The 22,450-nt window shown below is 55.3% G+C and carries 20 protein-coding genes; 12 read left to right on the top strand and 8 right to left on the bottom strand.

The window, feature by feature from the left end; genetic code table 11:
• Nucleotides 1-1,358: acyl-CoA carboxylase subunit beta (locus tag HEQ34_RS04690; protein WP_296198063.1), on the bottom strand; the 1,358-nt coding region annotated here is incomplete at its 3' end.
• A 144-nt stretch (nucleotides 1,359-1,502) separates the two neighbouring features.
• Between HEQ34_RS04690 and HEQ34_RS04685 the strand changes: the two genes are divergently transcribed.
• Nucleotides 1,503-2,444: a rhodanese-related sulfurtransferase gene (locus HEQ34_RS04685; protein WP_296198062.1), complete on the top strand. Its 942-nt coding sequence runs from the start codon at nucleotides 1,503-1,505 to the stop codon at nucleotides 2,442-2,444.
• Between the two features lie 44 nt (nucleotides 2,445-2,488).
• Nucleotides 2,489-3,118: a glutathione S-transferase gene (locus tag HEQ34_RS04680; protein ID WP_296198060.1), complete on the top strand. Its 630-nt coding sequence runs from the start codon at nucleotides 2,489-2,491 to the stop codon at nucleotides 3,116-3,118.
• A 2-nt stretch (nucleotides 3,119-3,120) separates the two neighbouring features.
• Here HEQ34_RS04680 and gorA read toward each other — a convergent pair whose 3' ends face one another.
• On the bottom strand, nucleotides 3,121-4,467 hold the full coding sequence (gene gorA / locus HEQ34_RS04675) for a glutathione-disulfide reductase (RefSeq protein WP_296198058.1): 1,347 nt from the start codon (nucleotides 4,465-4,467) through the stop codon (nucleotides 3,121-3,123).
• A 96-nt stretch (nucleotides 4,468-4,563) separates the two neighbouring features.
• Nucleotides 4,564-6,066, bottom strand: a complete 1,503-nt coding sequence (gene pgi / locus HEQ34_RS04670; RefSeq protein ID WP_296198056.1) for a glucose-6-phosphate isomerase — start codon at nucleotides 6,064-6,066, stop codon at nucleotides 4,564-4,566.
• A gap of 121 nt (nucleotides 6,067-6,187) precedes the next feature.
• On the opposite strand from pgi, the gene lepB reads away from it, so the two are divergent.
• Genes lepB through era form a run of 3 tightly spaced genes read left to right on the top strand, consistent with a single transcriptional unit; the run spans nucleotide 6,188 to nucleotide 8,612 of the window.
• Nucleotides 6,188-7,057 (top strand): signal peptidase I, encoded by an 870-nt coding sequence (gene lepB / locus HEQ34_RS04665; RefSeq protein WP_296198055.1) that lies wholly within the window; start codon nucleotides 6,188-6,190, stop codon nucleotides 7,055-7,057.
• On the top strand, nucleotides 7,054-7,722 hold the full coding sequence (gene rnc / locus HEQ34_RS04660; protein ID WP_296198053.1) for a ribonuclease III: 669 nt from the start codon (nucleotides 7,054-7,056) through the stop codon (nucleotides 7,720-7,722). Before lepB ends, rnc begins: the two co-directional genes overlap by 4 nt.
• Nucleotides 7,719-8,612, top strand: a complete 894-nt coding sequence (era, locus tag HEQ34_RS04655; RefSeq protein WP_296198052.1) for a GTPase Era — start codon at nucleotides 7,719-7,721, stop codon at nucleotides 8,610-8,612. Before rnc ends, era begins: the two co-directional genes overlap by 4 nt.
• A 72-nt stretch (nucleotides 8,613-8,684) precedes the next feature.
• Here the strand turns inward: era and topA are convergent, their stop codons facing one another.
• The 3 genes from topA to plsY all read right to left on the bottom strand — a co-directional run bounded on the left by topA (nucleotide 8,685) and on the right by plsY (nucleotide 13,010).
• On the bottom strand, nucleotides 8,685-11,237 hold the full coding sequence (topA, locus tag HEQ34_RS04650) for a type I DNA topoisomerase (RefSeq protein ID WP_296198050.1): 2,553 nt from the start codon (nucleotides 11,235-11,237) through the stop codon (nucleotides 8,685-8,687).
• A gap of 91 nt (nucleotides 11,238-11,328) precedes the next feature.
• Nucleotides 11,329-12,408 carry a DNA-processing protein DprA gene (gene dprA / locus HEQ34_RS04645; protein ID WP_296198048.1) on the bottom strand — a complete coding sequence of 360 codons (1,080 nt, stop codon included), beginning with the start codon at nucleotides 12,406-12,408 and terminating at the stop codon, nucleotides 11,329-11,331.
• Nucleotides 12,409-12,431: 23 nt separating this feature from the next.
• Nucleotides 12,432-13,010 (bottom strand): glycerol-3-phosphate 1-O-acyltransferase PlsY, encoded by a 579-nt coding sequence (plsY, locus tag HEQ34_RS04640; protein WP_296198079.1) that lies wholly within the window; start codon nucleotides 13,008-13,010, stop codon nucleotides 12,432-12,434.
• Between the two features lie 120 nt (nucleotides 13,011-13,130).
• Here plsY and murI point away from each other — a divergent pair, with 120 nt between their 5' ends.
• Together murI and hemA are read left to right on the top strand one after the other, a co-directional pair.
• Nucleotides 13,131-13,934: a glutamate racemase gene (gene murI / locus HEQ34_RS04635; RefSeq protein WP_296198046.1), complete on the top strand. Its 804-nt coding sequence runs from the start codon at nucleotides 13,131-13,133 to the stop codon at nucleotides 13,932-13,934.
• A gap of 205 nt (nucleotides 13,935-14,139) precedes the next feature.
• Entirely contained in the window at nucleotides 14,140-15,366 is a 1,227-nt protein-coding gene (gene hemA, locus HEQ34_RS04630) for a 5-aminolevulinate synthase (RefSeq protein WP_296198044.1), read from the top strand.
• Here the strand turns inward: hemA and HEQ34_RS04625 are convergent.
• The gene (locus tag HEQ34_RS04625) at nucleotides 15,354-16,340 is read right to left on the bottom strand and encodes a threonine/serine dehydratase (RefSeq protein WP_296198042.1); all 987 of its coding nucleotides are present in this window, start codon (nucleotides 16,338-16,340) and stop codon (nucleotides 15,354-15,356) included. The genes hemA and HEQ34_RS04625 overlap by 13 nt on opposite strands.
• 54 nt (nucleotides 16,341-16,394) lie before the next feature.
• Between HEQ34_RS04625 and HEQ34_RS04620 the strand changes: the two genes are divergently transcribed.
• From HEQ34_RS04620 to HEQ34_RS04600, 5 genes are all read left to right on the top strand, one after another.
• On the top strand, nucleotides 16,395-17,603 hold the full coding sequence (locus HEQ34_RS04620) for a saccharopine dehydrogenase family protein (protein ID WP_296198040.1): 1,209 nt from the start codon (nucleotides 16,395-16,397) through the stop codon (nucleotides 17,601-17,603).
• Nucleotides 17,604-17,793: 190 nt separating this feature from the next.
• Nucleotides 17,794-18,948, top strand: a complete 1,155-nt coding sequence (locus tag HEQ34_RS04615; protein ID WP_296198038.1) for a carboxynorspermidine decarboxylase — start codon at nucleotides 17,794-17,796, stop codon at nucleotides 18,946-18,948.
• Nucleotides 18,949-19,075: 127 nt separating this feature from the next.
• Nucleotides 19,076-20,281, top strand: coding sequence for a type III PLP-dependent enzyme (locus HEQ34_RS04610; RefSeq protein ID WP_296198036.1), 1,206 nt, complete (start codon nucleotides 19,076-19,078; stop codon nucleotides 20,279-20,281).
• A 68-nt stretch (nucleotides 20,282-20,349) separates the two neighbouring features.
• Nucleotides 20,350-20,778, top strand: a complete 429-nt coding sequence (locus HEQ34_RS04605; RefSeq protein ID WP_296198034.1) for an MAPEG family protein — start codon at nucleotides 20,350-20,352, stop codon at nucleotides 20,776-20,778.
• 13 nt (nucleotides 20,779-20,791) lie between these two features.
• Nucleotides 20,792-21,235, top strand: a complete 444-nt coding sequence (locus tag HEQ34_RS04600; RefSeq protein WP_296198032.1) for an MAPEG family protein — start codon at nucleotides 20,792-20,794, stop codon at nucleotides 21,233-21,235.
• Here the strand turns inward: HEQ34_RS04600 and HEQ34_RS04595 are convergent.
• Entirely contained in the window at nucleotides 21,232-22,425 is a 1,194-nt protein-coding gene (locus HEQ34_RS04595) for a class I SAM-dependent RNA methyltransferase (protein ID WP_296198030.1), read from the bottom strand. The two genes, HEQ34_RS04600 and HEQ34_RS04595, sit on opposite strands and share 4 nt — an antisense overlap.
• Nucleotides 22,426-22,450 lie beyond the last annotated feature (25 nt).

The following is a 22,450-nucleotide window of genomic DNA, read 5'->3' as shown; positions in this document are numbered from 1 at the left end:
GCCGTCTTCACCGCTTGCTCCTCCGCCGATAGCCCACGGAAGATGATTTCCACCGCGCCTTTTGCGCCCATCACGGCGATTTCGGCGGTTGGCCATGCGTAATTGAGGTCGCCGCGTAAGTGCTTGGATGCCATCACGTCATACGCGCCGCCATAGGCCTTGCGGGTGATGATGGTGATTTTGGGCACCGTCGCCTCGGCATAAGCGAAGAGCAGTTTCGCGCCATGCTTGATGATTCCGCCAAATTCCTGCGCGGTGCCGGGCAGAAAGCCCGGAACGTCAACGAAAGTGATGATCGGAATTTCGAACGCATCGCAAAAGCGCACAAAGCGCGCGGCTTTTTTGGAGCTGTTGATGTCGAGCACACCGGCCAGCACCATTGGCTGATTGGCGACGATGCCCACAGTGCGGCCCTCAATGCGGCCAAAGCCGATGATGATGTTCGCCGCATGGCTGGGTTGAACCTCAAAGAAATCCGCCTCATCGACTGTTTTGCGGATCAGCTCATGCATATCATAAGGCTGGTTCGCACTTGGTGGGATCAATGTGTCGAGACTAAGTTCCATCCGGTCCCAAGGGTCTTGCGTCGGACGCTCTGGAACACCTGTGCGGTTATTCTCGGGCAAATAGTCAAAGAAATCGCGCGTCGACAGCAACGCCTCAATATCATTTTCAAACGCATTGTCGGCAACGCCTGACTTGGTCGTATGCGAAACTGCGCCACCCAGTTCCTCTTGCGTCACAACCTCATTTGTCACCGTCTTCACGACATCAGGCCCCGTGACGAACATGTAAGACGAATCCTTCACCATGAAGATGAAGTCGGTGATCGCCGGAGAATATACCGCGCCGCCGGCACATGGCCCCATGATAAGCGATATCTGCGGCACCACGCCGCTCGCCAGCACATTGCGCTGGAACACCTCGGCATAGCCGCCAAGGCTGGCCACGCCCTCTTGAATCCGTGCGCCGCCGCTGTCGTTCAGGCCGATGACTGGCGCGCCGACCTTCATCGCATTGTCCATGACCTTGCAAATCTTCATGGCGTGCGCTTCGGATAAGGAGCCGCCAAATACGGTAAAGTCCTGGCTGTAGACATAGACCAAACGGCCATTAATCGTCCCGCTTCCGGTGACAACGCCGTCACCGGGTATCTTTTGTTCCGCCATACCGAAATCGGTACAATTATGTGTGACATAGGCGTCGAGCTCTTCGAAGCTGCCTTCATCCAATAAGATATCAAGGCGTTCGCGCGCGGTCAGGCGGCCCTTGGCATGTTGCGCATCAATACGCTTTTGCCCACCCCCCAGTTTCGACGCCGCGCGGCGTGCCTCCAGTTCAGCAATATTGGCCGACATGGCATTCCCCATAAGCAATTTTGTTGACCAAGGCCTTGGCATCCTGTCACAACAATTGCAAATTTATCGTGCGATTAAATGCTGTTTAACCAGCCATAGATTGCAGGCTGCAAAAATCCAAAAAGCGCGTTATAGCGCCGCGTCATGGACGAACATCATCCCATTAAAGTTGCCGCGCTATATCGCTTTGTTGCATTTGACGCGCCAGAGGAATTGCAACCACGTATTCAGGCACAATGCGCGGCTTGTGGCATCAAGGGCACGATATTGCTCGCGCAGGAGGGCATCAACGGAACGGTGGCAGGAGTGCCTGGCGCTATCGACGCCTTCATATCATTTTTGCGGGATATTCCCGGTTGCGCCGATCTGGACGTGAAATATTCGCATGCCAAGGAAATGCCCTTTTACCGGATGAAAGTGCGCCTCAAAAAAGAGATTGTTACGCTCGGCGTCGAGGGCATCGACCCAAAACGTGAGGTGGGGACTTATGTGCAGCCTGAGGATTGGAATGCGCTGATTTCTGATCCTGACACGGTGTTGATCGACACGCGTAATGATTATGAGGTGGCGATTGGCACATTTGCAGGTGCGGTTGACCCACAAACCAAGTCCTTCAGCGAATTTCCCGATTGGTTTCGCGCACATCGCGCGGAGCTGGCGGCGGGCAAAACAAAGTTTGCTATGTTCTGCACCGGTGGCATCCGCTGCGAAAAATCAACGGCATTTTTGAAAGCCGAAGGCATAGAAGAGGTCTATCATCTCGAAGGTGGCATATTGCGGTATCTGGAGAATATTCCAGAAGCACAAAGCAAATGGCATGGTGAGTGCTTTGTGTTCGACGAACGCGTGTCGGTGAAGCATGGCTTGGAGCTTGGCGAAATGGAGCTTTGCCACGCGTGCCGCCGCCCGATTTCACCAGCAGACAAGGCATCAGCCCATTTCATTGAGGGCGTGTCGTGCCCCGCTTGCTATGCCGAACGCACCGACGATGACCGCGCGCGCTTCGCCGAACGGCAAAGGCAGATTGCCTTAGCCAAAAAGCGCGGCAAGCAGCATATTGGCGTCAATCCACGTGATGATATTTAGTGTTGGCTTTACACCCTTAAACCAAACGCGCCGTTGCGGCTAAAATGACCGCCCTGCCTATCCTCTACAGTTTCCGCCGCTGCCCTTATGCCATGCGCGCACGCATGGCCCTCGCCGCCAGCGCCGTGCAAGTTGAACTGCGCGAGGTCGTGTTGCGCGACAAGCCGCCTGAAATGCTGGAGGCCTCACCAAAGGGCACCGTGCCTGTTCTGCTGCTGCCCGATGGCAGGGTGTTAGAGGAAAGCCTCGTTATCATGCGCTGGGCGCTCGCACAAAGCGATTCCTTGGGCTGGCTGACCCATGATGACCAAAACCTTGTTTTGGCCACTGACGGGCCATTTAAGATAGCCTTGGACCATTATAAATATCCGCATCGTTATGGCCTGACCGATGGCACCGCACATCGCGACGCCGCCATGGCGCATCTTGCTCACCTGAACACTCTTTTGACCCGTTCGCTTTATCTCGGCGGAGCAAGGCCCGCATTCACCGACATCGCCATATTCCCCTTTGTCCGGCAATTTGCCGCAACCGATGCCATATGGTTTGCTACTTTGCCCCTACCCGCGCTGCAAAGCTGGCTTTCCGGGCTGGTGGGCAGCGATCTGTTTGCAAGTATCATGGCTCGCTATAAGCAATGGAAAGCAGGCGACGCGCCCGTTCACTTTCCCTGACCCTATTTCATCAAAACCAATTCTTCGGACATGCTTGGGTGCAAGGCGACGGTATCGTCAAAATCTTGCTTGGTTAGCCCTGCCTTCACCGCAATCGCCGCCGCCTGAAGTATTTCGCCGCTATCGGGACCGATCAGGTGCAGGCCCACGACCCGCTCTGTGGGACCGGCCACAATCATTTTGTACAAGGCCCGCTCATTGCGGTCGGCCAACACGTTTTTCATCGCGCGAAAATCGCTTTTGTACACCTTGACGTCGTCAAACTGCGCCCGTGCTTCGGCCTCCGTCACGCCGACGCTGGCGATGGGCGGGTTGCTGAACACCGCGGTTGGAATACAATCATAATTCACCGTGCGCGGGTTATTGCCGAAAACGCTGTCGGCAAAGGCATGCCCCTCACGAATGGCAATCGGGGTCAGTTGCACGCGGTTGGTGACGTCGCCAACGGCATAAATGCTGGGGATATTGGTGCGGCTGTCATCGCTAACCTTCACCGTTCCGTCTTTACCCAGCTCAACGCCGATATCCTCCAGGCCAAGCCCTATTGTGTGCGGCGTGCGTCCGATGGCCCACAACAGCAAATCGGTCTCGATCACCTCTCCATTGTCGCCTTCGATCAAAAGCGTGCCATTGTCTTGCTTGGTCACCGATTTGATGCCGAAATGGAAACGGATATCGATGCCTTTTTGGCGGCTTAGGTCGACTAGCCTGTCGACAATTTCGTGATCATAGCTGCGCAGCACACGGTCGCCATGTGTCACAAGCTTAACTTCGACGCCCAATTCATTGAAAATACATGCAAACTCATTTGCGATATAACCACCACCCGCAATCACGGCGCGCTTGGGCAGTTCGGGCAAGCTGAAAATCTCGTTTGACGTGATCCCATGGCCAGCCCCCGGAACAACGGGGACCGAAGGCCAGGCACCCGTTGCAATCAGGATATTTGCCGCCGTGACATCTCGCCCGCTGGAAAGTTGAACGCTGTTTGGCCCAGTCACGCCTGCGCGTTCGTGAAAAACCTCGACCTTGTTGTTGCCGAGCGTCTGGCCATATAGGCCTTCCAAACGGTTGACCTCCGCAGCAACATTGTCGCGCAGAACGTTCCAGTCGAATGTCGCACCTTGGGTGTTCCAGCCAAAACGTTTTGCGTCGTGCAAATCTTCGGCAAAATGCGCGCCATAGACCAGCAGCTTCTTGGGCACACAGCCGCGGATGACACAGGTGCCGCCAACGCGATGCTCCTCTGCCACAGCAACGCGGGCACCATGCGATGCCGCGATGCGTGCGGCACGAACGCCGCCGGAGCCTGCGCCAATGACGAAGAGGTCATAGTCAAAATCAGCCATATATTATTCTTTCCTGTGTTCCCGCGATATGGGGGCAGGTTCATATGTTTACCAACGGTAATTCTCGCGCAGTGTTATCGAACACATACCCATAGCTTAGATATCACCAAGCGCCGCCGCGATCAGCGCCGAAGTAGACGGGTCAAAACCGCTTGGGCCATTGTCGCTTATCCTTTTGGCAATGTGCTTGCCCAGTTCAACGCCAAATTGGTCAAATGGGTTAATTCCCAGTAAAACAGCATTTACGAACGTCCGGTGTTCGTAAAAGGCAATCAACGCGCCGAGCGTTGACGGTGTGACGTCATCCAGCAATATCGTCGTCGATGGCCGGTTGCCGACATAATTGCGCGCCAGATCATCGGATTTTTGCCCCGCCATCAATGCCGCGCCTTGGGCAAAGCAATTGACCAACAAGGTTTCATGATGCGCGGTATCGAAATCATGCCCCGGCGTCTTGCTGGCGATGAATTCAACAGGGATCAGATGCGTGCCCTGGTGCAGCAATTGGAACACCGCATGCTGGGCATCGGTGCCCACCCCGCCCCATGTCACAGGGGCGCTGTGGCGTCCAAGCGGCGCGCCCTGGGCGGTCACCGACTTGCCGTTTGATTCCATCTCCAACTGCTGAAGATAATCGGGTAACAGGCGCAGACGTTCATCATAGGCAAATACCGCCCGTGTCTGACACGCCTTCGTCTGGGCGTAATACAGATCCGCAAATGCCGCCATTGTCGGGGCGTTCTCCATAATTTGGGCATTGCGGAAATGCGCGTCCATAGCGGCTGCACCATCCAGCAGTTCCTGATACACCGCCCAACCAAGGCCAAGCGCGACGGGAAACCCGATTGAGCACCACAAGGAATAGCGTCCACCCACGGTCTCGTTAAACGGCAATACGCGGCTTTCATCGATGCCCCATTCGATGGCTTTGTCGGGATAAGCCGTCAGCGCCACAAACTGCGCATATGGGTCGGCCACGCCGCCGTCGCGCATCCATTCCATTGCGCTGGTGGCGTTGAGCAATGTTTCGGTGGTGGTAAAGGTTTTGGAAGCGACCGCGACAATCGTCTTGTGCGGGTCCATATCCTTCACCGCCTCGGTCAGCGCCGCACCGTCAATATTGGATACGACTTTGACGTCATAACGCGCGCCGTCGCGGCCAAGTGCATCGATGAGCAATTTGGGGCCAAGCGCCGATCCACCAATGCCGATATGCAATATATGGCGGATATCGCCCATCAGGCCGGCGTCAATAGCCTCAACCAATCCGCGCATGCGTTGCTGAAGCGCGCGGGCATAAGCGACAGAATCGGCATCGCCAGTGCCCCGTTCGGCGGCGTGCTCTGCCGCGCGCCCTTCCGTCACATTGATTGCGGCCCCCGAAAACAAAGCCGTTTTGGCGGCATGAAGCTGCATGTCTTCCGCAAGCTTGGCGAAATGGCCTAAGGCTGCATCATCAAGATGTGTTTTTGACAGGTCGAAGCGCAACCCCATTTGCTCGATGGTCATCTTGCGCACGCGATTTGCGTCCGATGCGAACAGGTTAACCAGCGATTGCGGTTGATGCTGTTCGAGCGCAGTCCATAGATTATCGGTCATTTTCTATCTCTTCTTTATGGGCGTCGCAACGCAGCGTGAATCTCGGCGCTGGCAAATAACGCGCCTTCACGGTAAAAGGCCAGCCTATCCGTCATTCGACGACAATATTTTGCGAGATTCTGTGACTTCAAATACCGAAAAGCTGGGCGATTTACCTGTAAATGCGCCTGCTCCGTCAGAATGGCGCGAATATGGCAGCTTTTTGCTGAAGCTTGTATTGTTCGTTTTCATCTTGCGCAGTTTCATCGTGTCGCCCTTTAACATTCCGTCGGAATCGATGCAGCCACGCTTGCTCATCGGCGACTATCTGCTGGTGGCGAAATGGCCATATGGCTATTCCAAAAACAGCCTTCCTTTTGCATTACCGATTATCCCCGGACGGATTTTCGCGAGCCAGCCAGAACGCGGCGATGTCGTGGTGTTCAAGGCCCCAATGTCAAACGGTACAGATTATATCAAGCGCGTCATTGGCCTGCCCGGTGACGTCGTCCAAATGCGCAATGGCATCCTCGAAATCAACGGCGTTGCGGTTAAGAAGGAGCGGATTGCCGACCTTGTTATCCCGGTCACGCAAAATATGCGCGATGCGGCAGAGCTTGAGCGCAATCCCTTTCCATGCTGGCGTCCTGATATGGAGGAACCGGCGGCTAAGGGCGGCACGCAATGCCGCTACCCCCGTTTTCGCGAGACATTGCCCGAAGGCAAAAGCTACGAAATTCTGGACCTGCAAAATGGCCTAGAAGGCGACAACACCGAAGCATTCGTTGTTGGTCAAGGCGACCTTTTCCTGATGGGCGACAATCGCGACCGAAGCGCGGATAGCAGATGGTCGCCCATTGATAAGCCCGGTGCGATTGGCATTGTGCCGCAAGAGAATCTTGTGGGTCGTGCTTTGGTGTCTGTGTTTTCCACGGATGGATCGTCGCACTGGGTGCTGCCATGGACTTGGTTTACGGCAACGCGCGCGGAACGCATTGGACAAGGATTTTGACCAGCGACGAACAAGCGGCTTGGCTGGCGGAATTACTTCCGAAGAAGCCAAAGGATTTGGCACTTTACCAACGCGCACTGACGCATGGCAGTACGGGACAACCGGACTATCAACGGCTTGAATTTCTCGGCGATCGCATCTTGGGGCTCATCATCGCTGATATGCTCTATCACCGATATAAGGATGAAGCCGAGGGTCGCCTGTCGCACCGGTTAAATGCTTTTGTGTCGGGCGTGACCTGCGCCGACATTGCCCGGCAAATTGGTCTTCCGCTGTATATCAGGCTTGGCAAGCAAGCCCGTGATGATGGAGCGCAACAAAGCGATAATGTGTTGGGTGACGTCATGGAAGCCATCATTGGCGCGGTGTATCTCGACCATGGTCTACTCGTCACCCGCGATCTTGTAGAACGGCTCTGGAGGCCACTTCTCGAATCCGCAAACGGCGCCCCAAAACACCCCAAATCCGAACTCCAAGAATGGTGCGCCACCCATGGGCGCAAGGTTCCTGAATATGTCATCACCAAAAAAGAAGGCCCTCCCCACGCCATGAGATTTGAAATCACCGTCACCGTGAAAGGCTTTCCGCCCGTCACGGCCACCGCCAATAGCAAACAGGCCGCCGAAACCGGCGCGGCACAGGCATTTTTGGAAGCCCACGCATGACCAAAAGATGCGGACATGTCGCCATTATCGGTGCGCCAAATGCGGGTAAGTCAACCTTGGTCAATGCTCTGGTCGGGCAGAAGGTCGCGATCGTTAGCCCAAAGGCGCAGACCACACGGACGCGCATGTTAGGCGTCGCCTTGGCCGGCGAAACGCAGATCATCTTGGTCGACACACCGGGCATTTTCGCGGCGCAACGCAGGTTTGACCGCGCGATGGTGGCTGCGGCTTGGGACGGTGCGGGTGATGCCGACATGATCGCATTGATCGTCGATGGCCGTGCAGGCGCAGGACCAAAGGTCGAAAAAATCCTCGACGGATTAAAAGATCGCCCTGAACGCAAATGGCTTGTGCTCAACAAGGTTGATATTGCGGCCAAGGACAAATTGCTCGCCCTCACCACGAAACTGACTGACAAATGCGCATTTGAGCAGATTTATTATATCAGTGCCGCCACCGGCGACGGGCTTGAAGAATTCAAAACTGCGCTTGCCGACAATATGCCGGAGGGCGAATGGCATTTCCCAGAGGATCAGGTGTCAGATGCAACCGACCGTCTGATTGCGTCAGAAATCACGCGCGAACAACTCTATCTGCAACTGCACGAGGAGCTTCCCTATGCCAGCGCCGTCGAGACTGAAAAATATAGCGAACGCGAAGATGGATCGCTAGAAATCCATCAGCAGATTTTAGTAGCACGCCCTACCCAGCGCGCCATCGTTCTAGGCAAAGGCGGCACGCGGATTAAGGCCATTGGAGAGGCGGCACGTCTTGAACTGGCCAAGCTCATGGGCGTGAAGGTCCATCTTTATTTGCATGTGAAAGTGTATGCCAAATGGGACGAGGACCGCAGCCTGTATCGCGATATTGGGCTTGAATGGGTGGAGTGACGCGGCGCGGTTTATACCCGAACCACGTCGCCCCAGCGCAGGCTGGGGCGACGGGTGGATGTATTTCGTTGCTTACGTCTTTGCTTTTGCCGCTGGCTTGGCCTTTGCCGGTGCCTTCTTCGGCGCAGCTTTCTTCTTTGGCGCGGCCTTTTTCTTGACCTTGCCCTTGGGTGGCATCGCGGCGCGGGCGTCAATCAACTGTGCAGCTTCCTCAAGCGTCAGCTCGTTAGGCGAGATGGACTTGGGCACTGTCGCGTTAGTGGTCCCGTCGGTCACATAAGGACCAAAGCGCCCCTCCATCAGTTTAATCTCCGCATCGGTGCGTGGATGCTTACCGAACTCCTTCAACGGTGCACGTGCGGCACCCCGGCCACGGCCCGGGTTGGCCAAAGCTTCTGCCAGCTTCACAACCGCGCTATTCATGCCAGTTTCAAACACTTCAGTCGTCGACTGCAGACGGGCATATTTCCCATTATGCGCCAGATAGGGTCCATAACGACCGATGCTTGCCGTGACTGGCTCGCCGCTCTCGGGATGTATCCCGATGGTGCGTGGCAGCGATAGCAGCTTCACCGCCCATTCTAGTCCGATGTCCTCGGCCGGAATATCCTTGGGGATAGAGGCGCGTTTGACGTCAGCGCCCTCGCCCATTTCGAAATAAGGGCCAAAACGGCCTGACTTTTTGCTGACTTCTAATTGTGTTTCGGGATGCTGGCCAAGCACTTCTGGACCGGTGTCCTCCCCACTCTCGCCGCCGGGTTGCGCAAATTTTCTGGTATATTTACAGTCCGGATAATTGGAGCAGGCAACAAAAGCGCCGAACTTTCCGCCGCGCAGGGCCAGCCTGCCCTCACCGCATTTCGGGCATAAACGCGGATCGGTCCCGTCTTCGCGCTCTGGAAAGAGATAGGGCGACAGAAAGATATCAAGCTCCGCGGTCACTTCCGACGGCTTCTGCTCCATGACCTCAACCGTTTTCGGTTTGAAATCACGCCAAAACGCCTCCAGAAAGGATTGCCAATCGGCACGGCCGCCGCTGATTTCATCTAACTGGTCTTCAAGGCCAGCGGTATAGTCATAAGCGACATAACGTTCGAAAAACCGTTCGAGAAATGCTGTGAGAAGTCGCCCGGATTCTTCTGCAAAGAAACGATTTTTCTCAACGCGGACATAAGCGCGATCTTTCAGCACCTGAATGGTCGATGCATAGGTCGATGGACGGCCAATACCCAGTTCTTCGAGACGCTTGACCAAAGTCGCTTCCGAAAAACGCGGTGGTGGTTGCGTGAAGTGCTGCGTTTTTTCCGCAGCGTGCTTGGCTGGCGCGTCGCCAACTGTCATGGCTGGCAAGATCGCGCCATCTTCGCCGTCGCTATCATCCAAGCCTTCTTCATATACGGCAAGAAATCCCGGAAACTTCATAACTTGCCCGGTAGCGCGTAAGCCAGTCTGACCGGTACCGTCGAGTAGATCGACAGTTGTACGTTCCATGCGGGCAGATGCCATCTGGCTGGCCATCGCGCGTTTGAAGATCAGGTCATAGAGGCGGCCATGGTCGCCTGAACCTGCCCTGTCCTTGCCAAAATCGGTTGGACGTATCGCCTCATGCGCTTCCTGCGCGTTCTTCGCTTTGCTCTGATAAACGCGCGGTTTCTCCGGCAAATAGCCGCTGTCAAACCGATCTGAGATGGATTTGCGCGCGGCGGAAATGGCGCTGTGGTCCATTTGAACGCCATCGGTTCGCATATAGGTTATCGCGCCATCCTCATACAGACCCTGCGCAATGCGCATTGTATGGCTGGCGGAAAAGCCGAGTTTACGTGCCGCTTCCTGCTGCAATGTCGAGGTTGTAAACGGAGGTTGCGGATTGCGGGTTACAGGCTTTGTTTCAACGGTCTCGACCGTGAATTTGCCTGACTCGACGGCAAGGCGCGCTTGTTCCGCGTCCGCTTCGGTCTTGAGATCCATCTTGTCTAGCTTCTTGCCCAGATATTGGATCAAGCGGGCATCAAATTTTTGGCCCTTATGTTCCATTCCAGCCTTCACAGACCAATATTCCTGCGCGCGGAACGCTTCGATCTCACGTTCGCGTTCCACAATGAGGCGCAGCGCAACCGACTGCACACGGCCAGCGGACTTTGCGCCAGGTAGCTTGCGCCACAAGACCGGCGATAGGGTAAATCCTACCAGATAATCCAGCGCACGGCGGGCGCGGTAGGCGTCAATCAGGTCTAAATCCAACGCGCGCGGTTGTTTCATCGCGTCGGTTACAGCCTGCTTTGTTATGGCGTTGAACGTCACCCGACCAACCTTGGCCGGCAACGCCTTTTTCTTCGCGAGCACTTCTTGCACATGCCAGCTAATCGCTTCGCCTTCGCGATCAGGGTCGGTCGCCAGGATAAGGCCATCCGCCTTTTTCGCCTCGTCGGTAATCGCCTTAAGCTGTTTTGCCTTATCGGCATAATTGTCCCACAGCATTTCAAAGCCATTATCGGGGTCAACCGAACCGTCTTTGGGCGGTAGATCGCGGATATGGCCATAAGAGGCCAGCACCTTGAATCCGGGGCCCAGATATTTCTCGATTGTCTTGGCTTTTGCAGGTGATTCTACGATAACTAATTGCATGATATTTTTTGCTTTTCTAAAATCTCTCGCGTACGCGTATAGGCTGATGGGGTAAGGCAGGCCTCGTCAAGACGAAAAATGCGGCTGTGTTTTATGTCGCCAAGCGGACCTTCCCACCTGCGCCGCGTTCGAGTTTTCCGGCCAGCTCGAATTCGAGCAACACCATCTGGACGGTCGATGGACTGCTGCCAGATTGCCGCACCAATTCGTCGACCGCAACATAGGTCATGCCCATCAGGTCGATGACTGCGCTGCGTTCGGTATCGCTGCCGTCATCGGCTATTATGGTCATCGACGGTTCGTATTTGACCGATGGCGCAAGCATGCGGTTGTCCAAGGGGGAAATAAGCTCGGCAATCTCTGATGCGTTCTGCACCAAAGTTGCGCCCTCACGGATAAGCTGGTTGCAACCACGCGACCGTGGATCCAGCGGCGACCCTGGAATAGCCATGACCTCACGCCCCGCCTCCGCCGCCAGGCGCGCGGTAATGAGCGAACCCGACTTTGGCGCAGCCTCAATCACCACCGTTCCAGCCGACGCGCCAGCGATGATCCGGTTTCGATACGGGAAATGCCTTGCGCGTGGTTCGGTGCCCGGCGGTTGTTCAGCAATCAAAAGCCCGCGCTCGGCAATTGCGTACTGAAGTGCGCGGTTTTCGGGCGGATAGACCACGTCGATACCGCCAGCAATAACCGCAACTGTTCCGCCTTCGATAGAGCCTATATGCGCGGCCGTATCAATACCGCGCGCGAGACCCGACACAACAGATAAACCCATTTGGCCGAGTTCAAACGCCAGTTGCCGCGCAAACTGGCAGGCGCCTGCGGACGCGTTACGCGCCCCGACAAGGGCCACCGTCGGACGCGATAACAAACCAAGATTGCCCTTCACGCAGATGACGGGCGGCGCATTGTCCATGTGTGACAGCAAATAGGGGTAGTCTGCGTCATCCATGAAAACATGGCGTGCGCCAAAGGCTTGAACAAACTGAATCTCCCGGGCAATGGCTGCCTCATTGGCGAGCACAACGTGCTTTCCGCCGCCGCGACGCACGAGATCAGGTAAAGCCTCCAGCGCGGCCCGCGCGCTTCCAAAACGCGCCATCAGCTGCCGATAACTAACGGGACCGATGTTGGGGGAACGGATCAAGCGAAGCTGATCAAATTGCATCTGGCGGTCCCCCATTCCCAAGATCAACTTTTACTTTTGCCAATTCGCGGTTCAGTGCCGTCCATAAGATTTCCGATATTGGCCCGATGTTTCCAAAAGACGATCAACGAGCAGGCGGTGAGCAACGCAAGCAGTTCATAATGACCAAAAACGAGTGCCGCGACAGGCGCACAAACGGCGGCTACCAAGCCGGCCAGCGATGAAAGCCGCGATATCAGCAAGACGCCAATCCAAGCGGCCGCGTAAACCAAGCCGCCCTGCCAGAACAGGCCAAACAAGATACCCGCATAGGTTGCTACGCCCTTGCCGCCTTTGAATTGGAGCCAAACCGGGAAAATATGGCCAAAAAATGCCCCGGCTGCCGCAAGAATTTCTCCACCGGGAAGATAGCTGCTAGCCAGCCAGACCGCGAAAAAACCTTTCAGCAGATCAAGCAGCAACGTCAGCGCAGCAAGCCCTTTGCGTCCCGTCCGCAACACGTTCGTCGCACCAATATTTCCTGACCCAACCGACCTTATGTCGCCGCCGCCCGAGAAACGCGTGAGCAACAAACCGAAGGGGATGGAGCCAAGCGCATAACCAAGCAACAGACCCGCAAACATGTTGAACCAAAGATCACTCACCACACGAATCCCCAAATGTCTGTATCGTGTAGCTGTTTTGTTCCGCACGCTCAAGGTCGTCACCTTGCTAGTTCGACCGCTGGCGTTTATCGCCTTATCATGACGATGGTTCCAGATAGCGCACCGCTGTTGTTTTTCGATTCCGGCATTGGTGGCCTTTCGGTATTGAAGGCCGTGCAGGCAGCCCTGCCACGCGCGCCAATAGTGTTTGCGGCCGATTATGCGGGTTTACCGTACGGTACCAAGACTGAGGCAGAGATTTCGGCGCGGGTGCCAGCCTTACTTGGCCGCTTGGTTGAGCGTTATCAGCCGCGCCTTGTCATTATTGCCTGCAACACCGCCTGCACTATCGCCCTGGGTCATGTGCGCGCCGCTTTGAATGTGCCCGTGGTCGGCACCGTTCCCGCGATCAAGCCTGCCGCCGAGGCAAGTCAGACTGGCGTCATTGGTCTATTGGGGACGGCGGCAACCGTCCGTCAGGTCTATGTGGACGAACTTCAGGCCGATCATGCCCCGCACATGCGTTTGTTGCGCCATGCCGCGCCTGAACTCGTGCGCACGGCTGAAGCAAAAATGCGCGGCGAATTTGTTGACCCAGCAATTTACGCCAGAGCGATGGCTGGCTTGATAGAACAACCCTTTGGTGAACGCCTTGACGTGACTGTACTTGGCTGCACGCATTTTCCTTTGGTAGAAGAGGAGTTATTGGCCGCGGCTCCGCATATGCGGTTTGTCGACGGTGCCGCCGGCATCGCACGCCGCATCTGTCATTTGACTAAGGATCAAAACTGGCCCGAAAAGCCCGCAGACGGTGTATTCGTCACGACCGGGGAGGTCAGCGCGTTGGGATCGCTGCTTCCGGCGTTATTTTCTTTGGGTGTGACGCAGATCACATCACTGTAAGCGAAAATATCGTTAGGGTCAGGACCACTTAGTTCCACCTTCGCGGATTGGGGCCATTTTGACCCCGCGAAGTTGAATTTAAGTGGTCCTGAACCAAGAGCGGAACCAGAATGACGCTTATTGCAAGTCGTTCGCGCTGGATTTTTGCATTGCCCGCTATTATTGGGGGTCAAAATGCCGCGAGAGTGGTTTCAAACCGGGGTTAATGTCCGTGAATTATAACGCTGTTTTCGAAAAGGCGATTGATCGACTTCATGCCGAGGGGCGCTATCGCGTATTCATTGATATCCTTCGGAACAAGGGTAGCTATCCCAACGCGCGCTGCTTTGCTGGTCATAACGGCCCAAAGAATATCACCGTCTGGTGCTCTAATGATTATCTCTGCATGGGGCAGCATCCCGACGTTATCAGCGCCATGGAAAACGCTTTGCATGATGTGGGTGCCGGTTCTGGCGGAACGCGCAACATCGGCGGAAACACCCATTACCATGTCGAACTTGAGCAGGAGCTTGCGGACCTACATGGCAAGGATGGCGCGTTGCTGTTCACTTCAGGCTATGTTTCGAACGACGCGACTTTGTCAACGCTCGCTAAGGTTCTGCCGGGCTGCATCATTTATTCGGACGAATTGAACCACGCGTCGATGATCGCTGGCATCCGCAACGCAGGTTGTGAAAAGCGCGTTTGGCGACACAATGACTTGGCGCATCTTGAAGAATTGCTCGCAGCAGATGATCCTGAGGCACCGAAACTAATTGCCTTTGAAAGCGTCTATTCGATGGACGGCGACGTTGCCCCCATTGGCGCGGTATGCGATCTTGCCGACAAATATAATGCCCTAACCTATTGTGACGAAGTGCACGCCGTGGGCATGTATGGCCCGCGCGGCGGCGGTATTTCAGAACGTGATGCGGTGGCAGACCGTGTGACCATCATCGAAGGCACGCTTGGCAAGGCTTTCGGCGTTATGGGCGGCTATATCGCAGCGGACCAGAATATCATTGATGTGATCCGTTCTTACGCACCTGGCTTCATCTTCACGACATCCTTGTCGCCCGTTTTGGTCGCAGGCGTGTTGGCCGCTGTGCGCCATTTGAAGGCTTCGAGTGTAGAGCGCGATGCGCAACAAGCCAATGCCGCTATGCTGAAAAAGCTGTTTGCCGACGCAGGCCTGCCCGTGATGTTAAGCAACACGCATATCGTACCGTTGATGGTCGGCGACCCCGTGAAAGCCAAAAAAATCAGCGATATATTGCTCGCCGAATATGGCGTATATGTGCAGCCGATCAATTATCCAACAGTGCCACGTGGCACGGAACGGTTACGCTTCACACCAGGGCCTCAACATGATGAGGGCATGATGCGCGATTTGACTGCGGCGTTGGTAGAAATCTGGGGCCGCATGGAAATGCCGGTCGCTCAGGCGGCCTGAGCAAGCAACTTCACGAACAGTTCCCGATCCACGTTTCCGCCTGACAAGGTTACGGCGGTAACAGCTTTTGGTTGAATTTTACCTGCAAGCATAGCAGCCAGCGCAACCGCGCCGCCTGGTTCCACAACGAGGTGCAGCTTTTCAAACACCACGCGCATCGCGGTCGCCACTTCGTCGGTCGTGACCGAAACACCCTGAGACACGCGGCTTCGCAAAATCTCAAAATTCACAGGATAAGTTTGCGGCGTTTGAAGCGCGTCACAATAGGTTGGGTGCGTGAGGTCTTTGACAGGCAAAATTTCACCAGCGTCAAGTGAACGAATGATGTCATCCCATCCTTCAGGCTCAACAATGGCGATTTCTGCGACCGGACACGCCAGCGCAAGGCCGGATGCCAAGCCACCGCCGCCGCAGCACGAAACAATCATATCCGGCCCGGACAAGCCGAAACGCTGAAGTTGTTCCGTGATTTCGATCCCAGCCGTCCCCTGCCCTTCAATGACCCACGGATCGCCAAATGCGTGCACCAATGTTGCGCCGCTTTTGGCAATCAACCCGGCGGCGATTTCGTCGCGCGATTCGGTGGCACGGTCGTAGAGAACCACGTCTGCGCCAAGCGCCTTCGTCGCCTCCAGCTTCATGCGTGGCGCATTGGATGGCATCACAATCGTCGCCGATATTCCAAGCTTCTTCGCCGCCCAAGCAACGCCTTGTGCATGGTTTCCGCTAGAAACGCCAACAACACCCCGCGCGCGTTCTTCTTCGTTCAGGTCGGACAGGCGATGCCACGCGCCGCGGATCTTGAAAGCACCAATGGGCTGAAGCATTTCCGCCTTGCACCAGATGGTTACGCCGTCCACCTCAAGTGGTAGCAATGGTGTTTTGGGTAGAATATCGGCAATTTTGGCCATCGCCCGCCGAACGCCCTCGTGCGATGGTATTTTGCGGGCCGCAGCCAATTCTTGTTCTGTCATAAAAGGCCCCTATATGCGTGCGCTGAACGAATCTCTGATAAGAGGAAACAGAAGATGAGCAAGATATTGGTTATTGGCGCCGGCGGCGTGGGTTCGGTTGCTGTCCATAAGATGGCCATGAACGCGGATATCTTTAGCCATATCAGCCTCGCAAGCCGCACTAAGTCGAAATGCGATGCGATTGCTGCCTCGGTCAAGGAACGGACAGGTGTCGACATCGACACCTTTGGCCTTGACGCCGATGACGTGCCTGCGACCAGGACATTGTTGAACCAGATCAAGCCAAGCCTAGTTGTAAACCTTGCCTTGCCTTACCAAGACCTCAACATCATGGATGCGTGTCTGGCCGCTGGTGTGCATTATATGGATACGGCAAATTACGAGCCGTTGGACGTCGCGAAGTTCGAATATCATTGGCAGTGGGCGTATCAGGATCGTTACAAGGAAGCGGGCCTCACCGCTTTATTGGGTTCGGGTTTTGACCCCGGCGTCACCAGCGTGTTCACGACCTATCTGAAAAAGCATTATTTCGACCGCATCGATACGCTCGATATATTGGATTGCAATGGCGGCGACCATGGTCAGGCCTTTGCCACCAACTTCAACCCCGAAATCAACATTCGCGAAGTTACTGCCGTGGCGCGGCATTGGGAAAATGGCGACTGGGTCGAAACCCCGGCGATGTCGGTAAAACAAAGCTTCGATTTTGAAGCGGTTGGCCCCAAGAATATGTATCTGATGTATCATGAGGAAATCGAAAGCCTCAAAACACATCTTCCCGAAATCAAGCGCATCCGTTTCTGGATGACCTTTGGCGATGCGTATATCATGCATCTGAACGTGCTTCAGGCGGTCGGCATGACACGGATTGACCCTGTGTTGTATGAAGGCAAGGAAATCATCCCGCTGCAATTCCTCAAGGCTGTATTGCCTGAACCCGCCTCGCTTGGCCCGACGACCAAGGGCAAGACCAACATTGGTTGCATCGCCACTGGTCTTGGCAAAGACGGCAAGGAAAAGACGCTCTACATCTACAATATCTGTGACCATGAGGACGCGTACGCCGAAACCGGCAACCAAGCCGTCAGTTACACCACCGGCGTTCCGGCGATGATCGGCGCAGCGATGCTGCTCACGGGCAAATGGTCTGGCGCTGGCGTGTGGAATATTGAACAGTTTGACCCCGATCCGTTCATGGACATGCTCAATGCGCATGGTCTGCCGTGGCAGGTGAAGGAACTGGACGGGCCTTTGGGCTTTTAACTCCGGACGGAACGTTGAAATTTGAACGTCACCCTGAACTTGTTTCACCTGTGGTGACTTACGTTCCAGGGTCCATTTTTTCTCTCAATCCTTCGGTCCGCGTGGCACGATAGATGCTGGAACGTCAGTCACCAGAGGTGAACCAAGTTCAGCATGACGTCGGTGGTTTGATACAGGGGTGAATAATGACATGGAAACCAAGGCAGGCGATCCCGGCGCATTTGCGCATTTTGACCTTCACCGCGTACCCTCGCCCGCCTTTGTGGTGGATGAGGTTGCGTTGCGGCGGAATCTTGCCATTTTGGCGGACGTCAAACTGCGTTCGGGTGCTAAGATATTGTGCGCGATGAAGGCTTTTTCCATGTGGAAGGTCGCACCGATCATCGGCGAATATCTGGATGGTGTATGCAGTTCGGGCCTGTGGGAATCGCGTCTCGCACGGGATTATTATAAGGGCGAAATAGCGACTTATTGCGCTGGTTATAAAGAGGCTGACATGGCCGAAATCGTCGCCATTTCCGACCATGTCATTTTTAACAGCCCATCGCAGCACACACGTTTTGCGCCGTTCCTGAATGACAGCGTCGATGTCGGCCTTCGCATCAACCCGGAACATGCCGAGGGCGAAGTCGCGAAATATGATCCCTGCTCGCCGGGATCGCGGCTTGGCTTTCCGATTAGCCAGTTGAAGGCAGAACATCTCAAAGGCGTATCAGGTCTCCATTTCCACACCTTATGTGAACAGGATTTCGAACCGCTCAAGCGCACTTGGGAAACGCTGAAACCGCACATAGCGCCCTATTTTGGGCAGTTAAGCTGGCTGAACTTCGGTGGTGGTCACCATATCACGCGCGCCGATTATCAACGGGATGAACTGGTCGCGTTCATTCAAGACGTCCGCGCCGAAACGGGCCTCGACGTCTACCTCGAACCTGGCGAAGCCATCGCGCTCGATGCCGGGATATTGGTCGGCGAATTGCTCGACGTTTTTGAAAACGGTATGCAGGTTGGCATCACCGATATTAGCGCCACCTGCCATATGCCTGACGTCATTGAGGCACCCTATCGCCCTGCGATGCTAGGAGAGCGCTCAGAAGGCTCTCCTGTGCGTCTGGGAGGGCCATCTTGCCTCGCCGGAGACATTATCGGCGATTATGTGTTACCTGTTCCAGCAGAGCCCGGAGCGCGTTTTGCCTTCCTTGATCAGGCGCATTATTCCATGGTGAAAACGAACACGTTTAACGGCGTGCCTTTGCCATCGCTCTGGTTGTGGAATAGCGATAGCGATGCACTGGAATGCGTGCGTTCTTTCGATTGGACCGCGTTTCGCGACCGCCTGAGCTAGGCCGTGAACGAATCACTTTACAACTATCCCAGCATTTCCTAAGGCGCTCGTCCGCTGCCCCAGGGGGACTTCCAATAACCGCAAGGCAGCCTTGTTGTTTCAATTTATCTTTTGGGGGTCCCTTGAATTGTACGAGAACACTGACGCACTTGCTGTAGTCCGCGCCCTCCGCCCGGACGAACCAATCACGCTCCTTCGCCCACATGCTGCTGCGCGCGCTGCTCGTTTCTTCGTTGAGAAGTTTCAGGGTAAGTCGCTTTACGCCGTTAAAGCCAACCCGTCACCCGCGTTGCTCGAAACCCTTTGGGAAGCTGGCATCACACATTATGATGTTGCATCCTTGGGTGAAGTCCGGTTGGTCCACAAATTTCTGCCCGATGCGAAGCTGTGCTTCATGCATCCGGTCAAGAGCGAGCGCGCCATCGCGCAGGCCTATCACAACCATAATGTCCGTACATTCAGCCTCGACAGCCATGAAGAGCTGGAGAAGATCGTGCGTGCAACACATGGCGCGACTGACCTTGAACTGTGCGTGCGCATTCGTGTGTCCTCTGAGCATGCAAAGCTAAGCCTTGCATCAAAATTTGGCGCTGATCCGTCTGAAGTTGCCGACCTGCTGGTTGCAACGCGTCAGGTCGCCGACAGCCTTGGCATCTGCTTCCATGTTGGTAGTCAGGCCATGACGCCAACAGCCTATGCCGAAGCCATGGAGCATGTGCGTGCCGCGATTGTCGAGGCGTCCGTCACGGTTGATATAGTAGACGTCGGTGGTGGCTTTCCATCGGTTTATCCCGGCATGGAGCCTCCCGCGCTTGAGGGCTATTTCGACGTCATTCATAACTGCTTTGAAGATCTGCCGATTAGCTACTCTGCGGAACTTTGGTGCGAACCTGGCCGTGCATTGTGTGCCGAATATGCATCGCTGCTTGTGAAGGTCGAGAAGCGTCGCGGTAGCGAGTTATTCATCAACGACGGGGCTTATGGGTCGTTGTTTGATGCGGCACATATCGGCTGGCGCTTCCCTGTGGCGTTACAGCGCTCGGACACGTCAATTGGTACTCAGATGGCTGAATTCAGTTTCTATGGGCCTACCTGCGACGATATGGACCACATGGCCGGACCTTTCATATTGCCAGACGATATGCAGGCTGGCGACTATATCGAAATCGGCATGCTCGGCGCGTATGGCTGTGCCATGCGGACAGAGTTTAACGGCTTTGGTGAGACTGAAACGCTGATTGTCGGGGATCAGCCGATGGCTACGCTTTATGACAGGGCACCAGCCAATGATGCAGGCGTTCGGGCAACGCGATCGCAAAGCTCAAAAGTCTAAGTTACATTTGACAATTTATCTGAGGTGCACCACCCTCCCCATCTACATAGACGGGGAGGACTTTCTGCATGAATACGCCTATTTTGGCGCCAGCGGCTGCGTTGGTAGTCTGGTCGCTTATAATGCTGTTCTGGATGGCGGGGACGCGGCTTCCGGCGATGTCAAAGATTGGCATGGACCTCGGCAAGGCTGCCCCGGGCGGTCGCGGGCAAGATATTGACCCCAATGTACCTCCCTCAGTTGCGTGGAAATCCCACAATTACGCGCATCTTATGGAGCAACCGACGATTTTCTATGCCACGATCATGATCTTGGCAATCTCCGGCGGCGCAACCGACCTGTCCGTCATACTCGCTTGGGGCTACACCGTTTTGCGCGTGATTCACAGCTTATGGCAAGCGACGGTCAATACCGTCAGCATCCGCTTTATGTTCTTTTTACTATCGACCGTCTGCCTGACTATATTGGCGGTACAGGCGTTACTTGCGACTATTTAAGGGGGAAAGTTTTATGGAAAGCGCAATTTTAGGTCCAGTTGTCGCGCTTGCGGCGTGGACCATGATTATCTGGATATGGATGTACGCCACCCGCCTGCCAGCGATGGGCCGTGCAGGCATTGACGGAACCAAGGTTGTCGGGTCCACTGGTGGGGCGCTGCGCGATGCTCTTATCGCCAAGGGCGAAGAAAAAGCATCATGGGTTGCAGACAATTACAATCACTTACACGAGGCACCTACAGTATTTTATGCGGTGTGCTTAGTGCTGGCGATGGTAGGACAAGGTGACAATTTGAACGCGACTATTGCTTGGGCATATGTCGGCCTGCGCGTCGCCCATAGCTTAGTTCAGATTTTGTCCAACCGCGTGATTATACGCTTTGCGTTGTTTGCGTTGTCATCGATCGCACTCTTGATGCTCGTGGTGCATTCCGTGATGTCAGTGCTGCTCAACTAACGGCTAAAATGGCCTACTAGCTCGATATGGGTTGACCAGCGGAACTGTCCCACCGGCCAGATCCGCTGCAACCTGTATCCAGCAGTAATCAGCGTTTTCGCGTCACGCGCAAAGCTTGCCGGATTGCAGCTGACATAGGCAATATTTGCCACATTAGACGCTGCAAGCTGCGCCACTTGCTCCTTTGCGCCGGCACGTGGCGGATCAAGCACCACCGTCTGAAACTTATTCAACTCCTCAGGCGTCAGTGGCCGCCTGAACAGATCTCGATGTTCTGCAAACATCGTCCGACCGGCGCGCCCCGCCGCCGCCTTTAAGGCAAGGCTGGCCTGAAGATCGGCCTCGCCAGCATAAATTTTTCGTCCCGCACCCATCGATAGCGCAAAAGTGCCTGACCCTGCGAACAGGTCGGCGATGATAGTATCATTACCAACGATTGCGTTCACCGCATGAACCAACGCAGCCTCGCCATCGACTGTGGCCTGAAGAAAGCCATAAGGTTGATAACCGACAGCTACTCCGCCCAATGTCACCGTCACGGGTTCAGGTTCGTAAAACGGAACTGGGCCATAGCCTTCATCAAGCGACAGCCGCGCGAGATTATGGGTTTTGGCGAATTCGGACAGCAACTCGTGCGTGTCGAGATCATTTGCGATCCAGTTCTCAATGAGAACGTCAACGCCTTGGTCAACCATCGCCAATTTAATCTGCACCTGACGCGCACGGTTTAGCCGGGGCTCAAGCAATGTCCGCATCGGCGCAAGCAAGGCAAACAACTCTGGCGCCATGACATCACACTGACGTAAGTCGATAATTCGATGGCTTTTCTCCGTGCTGAAACCAAGCTGAAACTGCTTGCCTGCCCAGGCCGAACGCACCGCGATACGGCGGCGCGTCTTTGGCGGCGACAGATGCACGGACATCACTTCGCCGATGTCGACTTGTTGCGTGGCAAGGGCATGCGTCACGCGCTCTGCAATAAACAGGCGCAGGCTGTCTTCGTCCAGATGCTGCAATTGGCAACCACCGCACAACGGAAAGTGCTGACATGGCGGCGTAACGTGGTGCGAGCCGTGTATCAAACCGCCCGACGGTTCCACAATGTCGCCTGGTGCTGCCAAAGCCACATAACGGCCATTTGCAGTGACGCCATCACCGCGTGCCGCGACCCTGATAATCTCTTCCGTCATTTCCATACAGCCCCATGCCCGTGAA

The organism is Sphingorhabdus sp. (genome assembly GCF_023910635.1).
Classification (GTDB): Bacteria; Pseudomonadota; Alphaproteobacteria; order Sphingomonadales; family Sphingomonadaceae; genus Sphingorhabdus_B.
This window is presented reverse-complemented; position numbering and strand designations above follow the sequence as displayed.

Coding starts and splice junctions, on each gene's coding strand:
- HEQ34_RS04685 (WP_296198062.1), top strand. CDS start 1,503: ATGGACGAACATCATCCCATTAAAGTTGCCGCGCTATATCGCTTTGTT.
- HEQ34_RS04680 (WP_296198060.1), top strand. CDS start 2,489: ATGACCGCCCTGCCTATCCTCTACAGTTTCCGCCGCTGCCCTTATGCC.
- gorA (WP_296198058.1), bottom strand. CDS start 4,467: ATGGCTGATTTTGACTATGACCTCTTCGTCATTGGCGCAGGCTCCGGC.
- pgi (WP_296198056.1), bottom strand. CDS start 6,066: ATGACCGATAATCTATGGACTGCGCTCGAACAGCATCAACCGCAATCG.
- era (WP_296198052.1), top strand. CDS start 7,719: ATGACCAAAAGATGCGGACATGTCGCCATTATCGGTGCGCCAAATGCG.
- topA (WP_296198050.1), bottom strand. CDS start 11,237: ATGCAATTAGTTATCGTAGAATCACCTGCAAAAGCCAAGACAATCGAG.
- dprA (WP_296198048.1), bottom strand. CDS start 12,408: ATGCAATTTGATCAGCTTCGCTTGATCCGTTCCCCCAACATCGGTCCC.
- plsY (WP_296198079.1), bottom strand. CDS start 13,010: ATGTTTGCGGGTCTGTTGCTTGGTTATGCGCTTGGCTCCATCCCCTTC.
- murI (WP_296198046.1), top strand. CDS start 13,131: ATGACGATGGTTCCAGATAGCGCACCGCTGTTGTTTTTCGATTCCGGC.
- hemA (WP_296198044.1), top strand. CDS start 14,140: ATGTCCGTGAATTATAACGCTGTTTTCGAAAAGGCGATTGATCGACTT.
- HEQ34_RS04625 (WP_296198042.1), bottom strand. CDS start 16,340: ATGACAGAACAAGAATTGGCTGCGGCCCGCAAAATACCATCGCACGAG.
- HEQ34_RS04620 (WP_296198040.1), top strand. CDS start 16,395: ATGAGCAAGATATTGGTTATTGGCGCCGGCGGCGTGGGTTCGGTTGCT.
- HEQ34_RS04615 (WP_296198038.1), top strand. CDS start 17,794: ATGGAAACCAAGGCAGGCGATCCCGGCGCATTTGCGCATTTTGACCTT.
- HEQ34_RS04605 (WP_296198034.1), top strand. CDS start 20,350: ATGAATACGCCTATTTTGGCGCCAGCGGCTGCGTTGGTAGTCTGGTCG.
- HEQ34_RS04600 (WP_296198032.1), top strand. CDS start 20,792: ATGGAAAGCGCAATTTTAGGTCCAGTTGTCGCGCTTGCGGCGTGGACC.
- HEQ34_RS04595 (WP_296198030.1), bottom strand. CDS start 22,425: ATGACGGAAGAGATTATCAGGGTCGCGGCACGCGGTGATGGCGTCACT.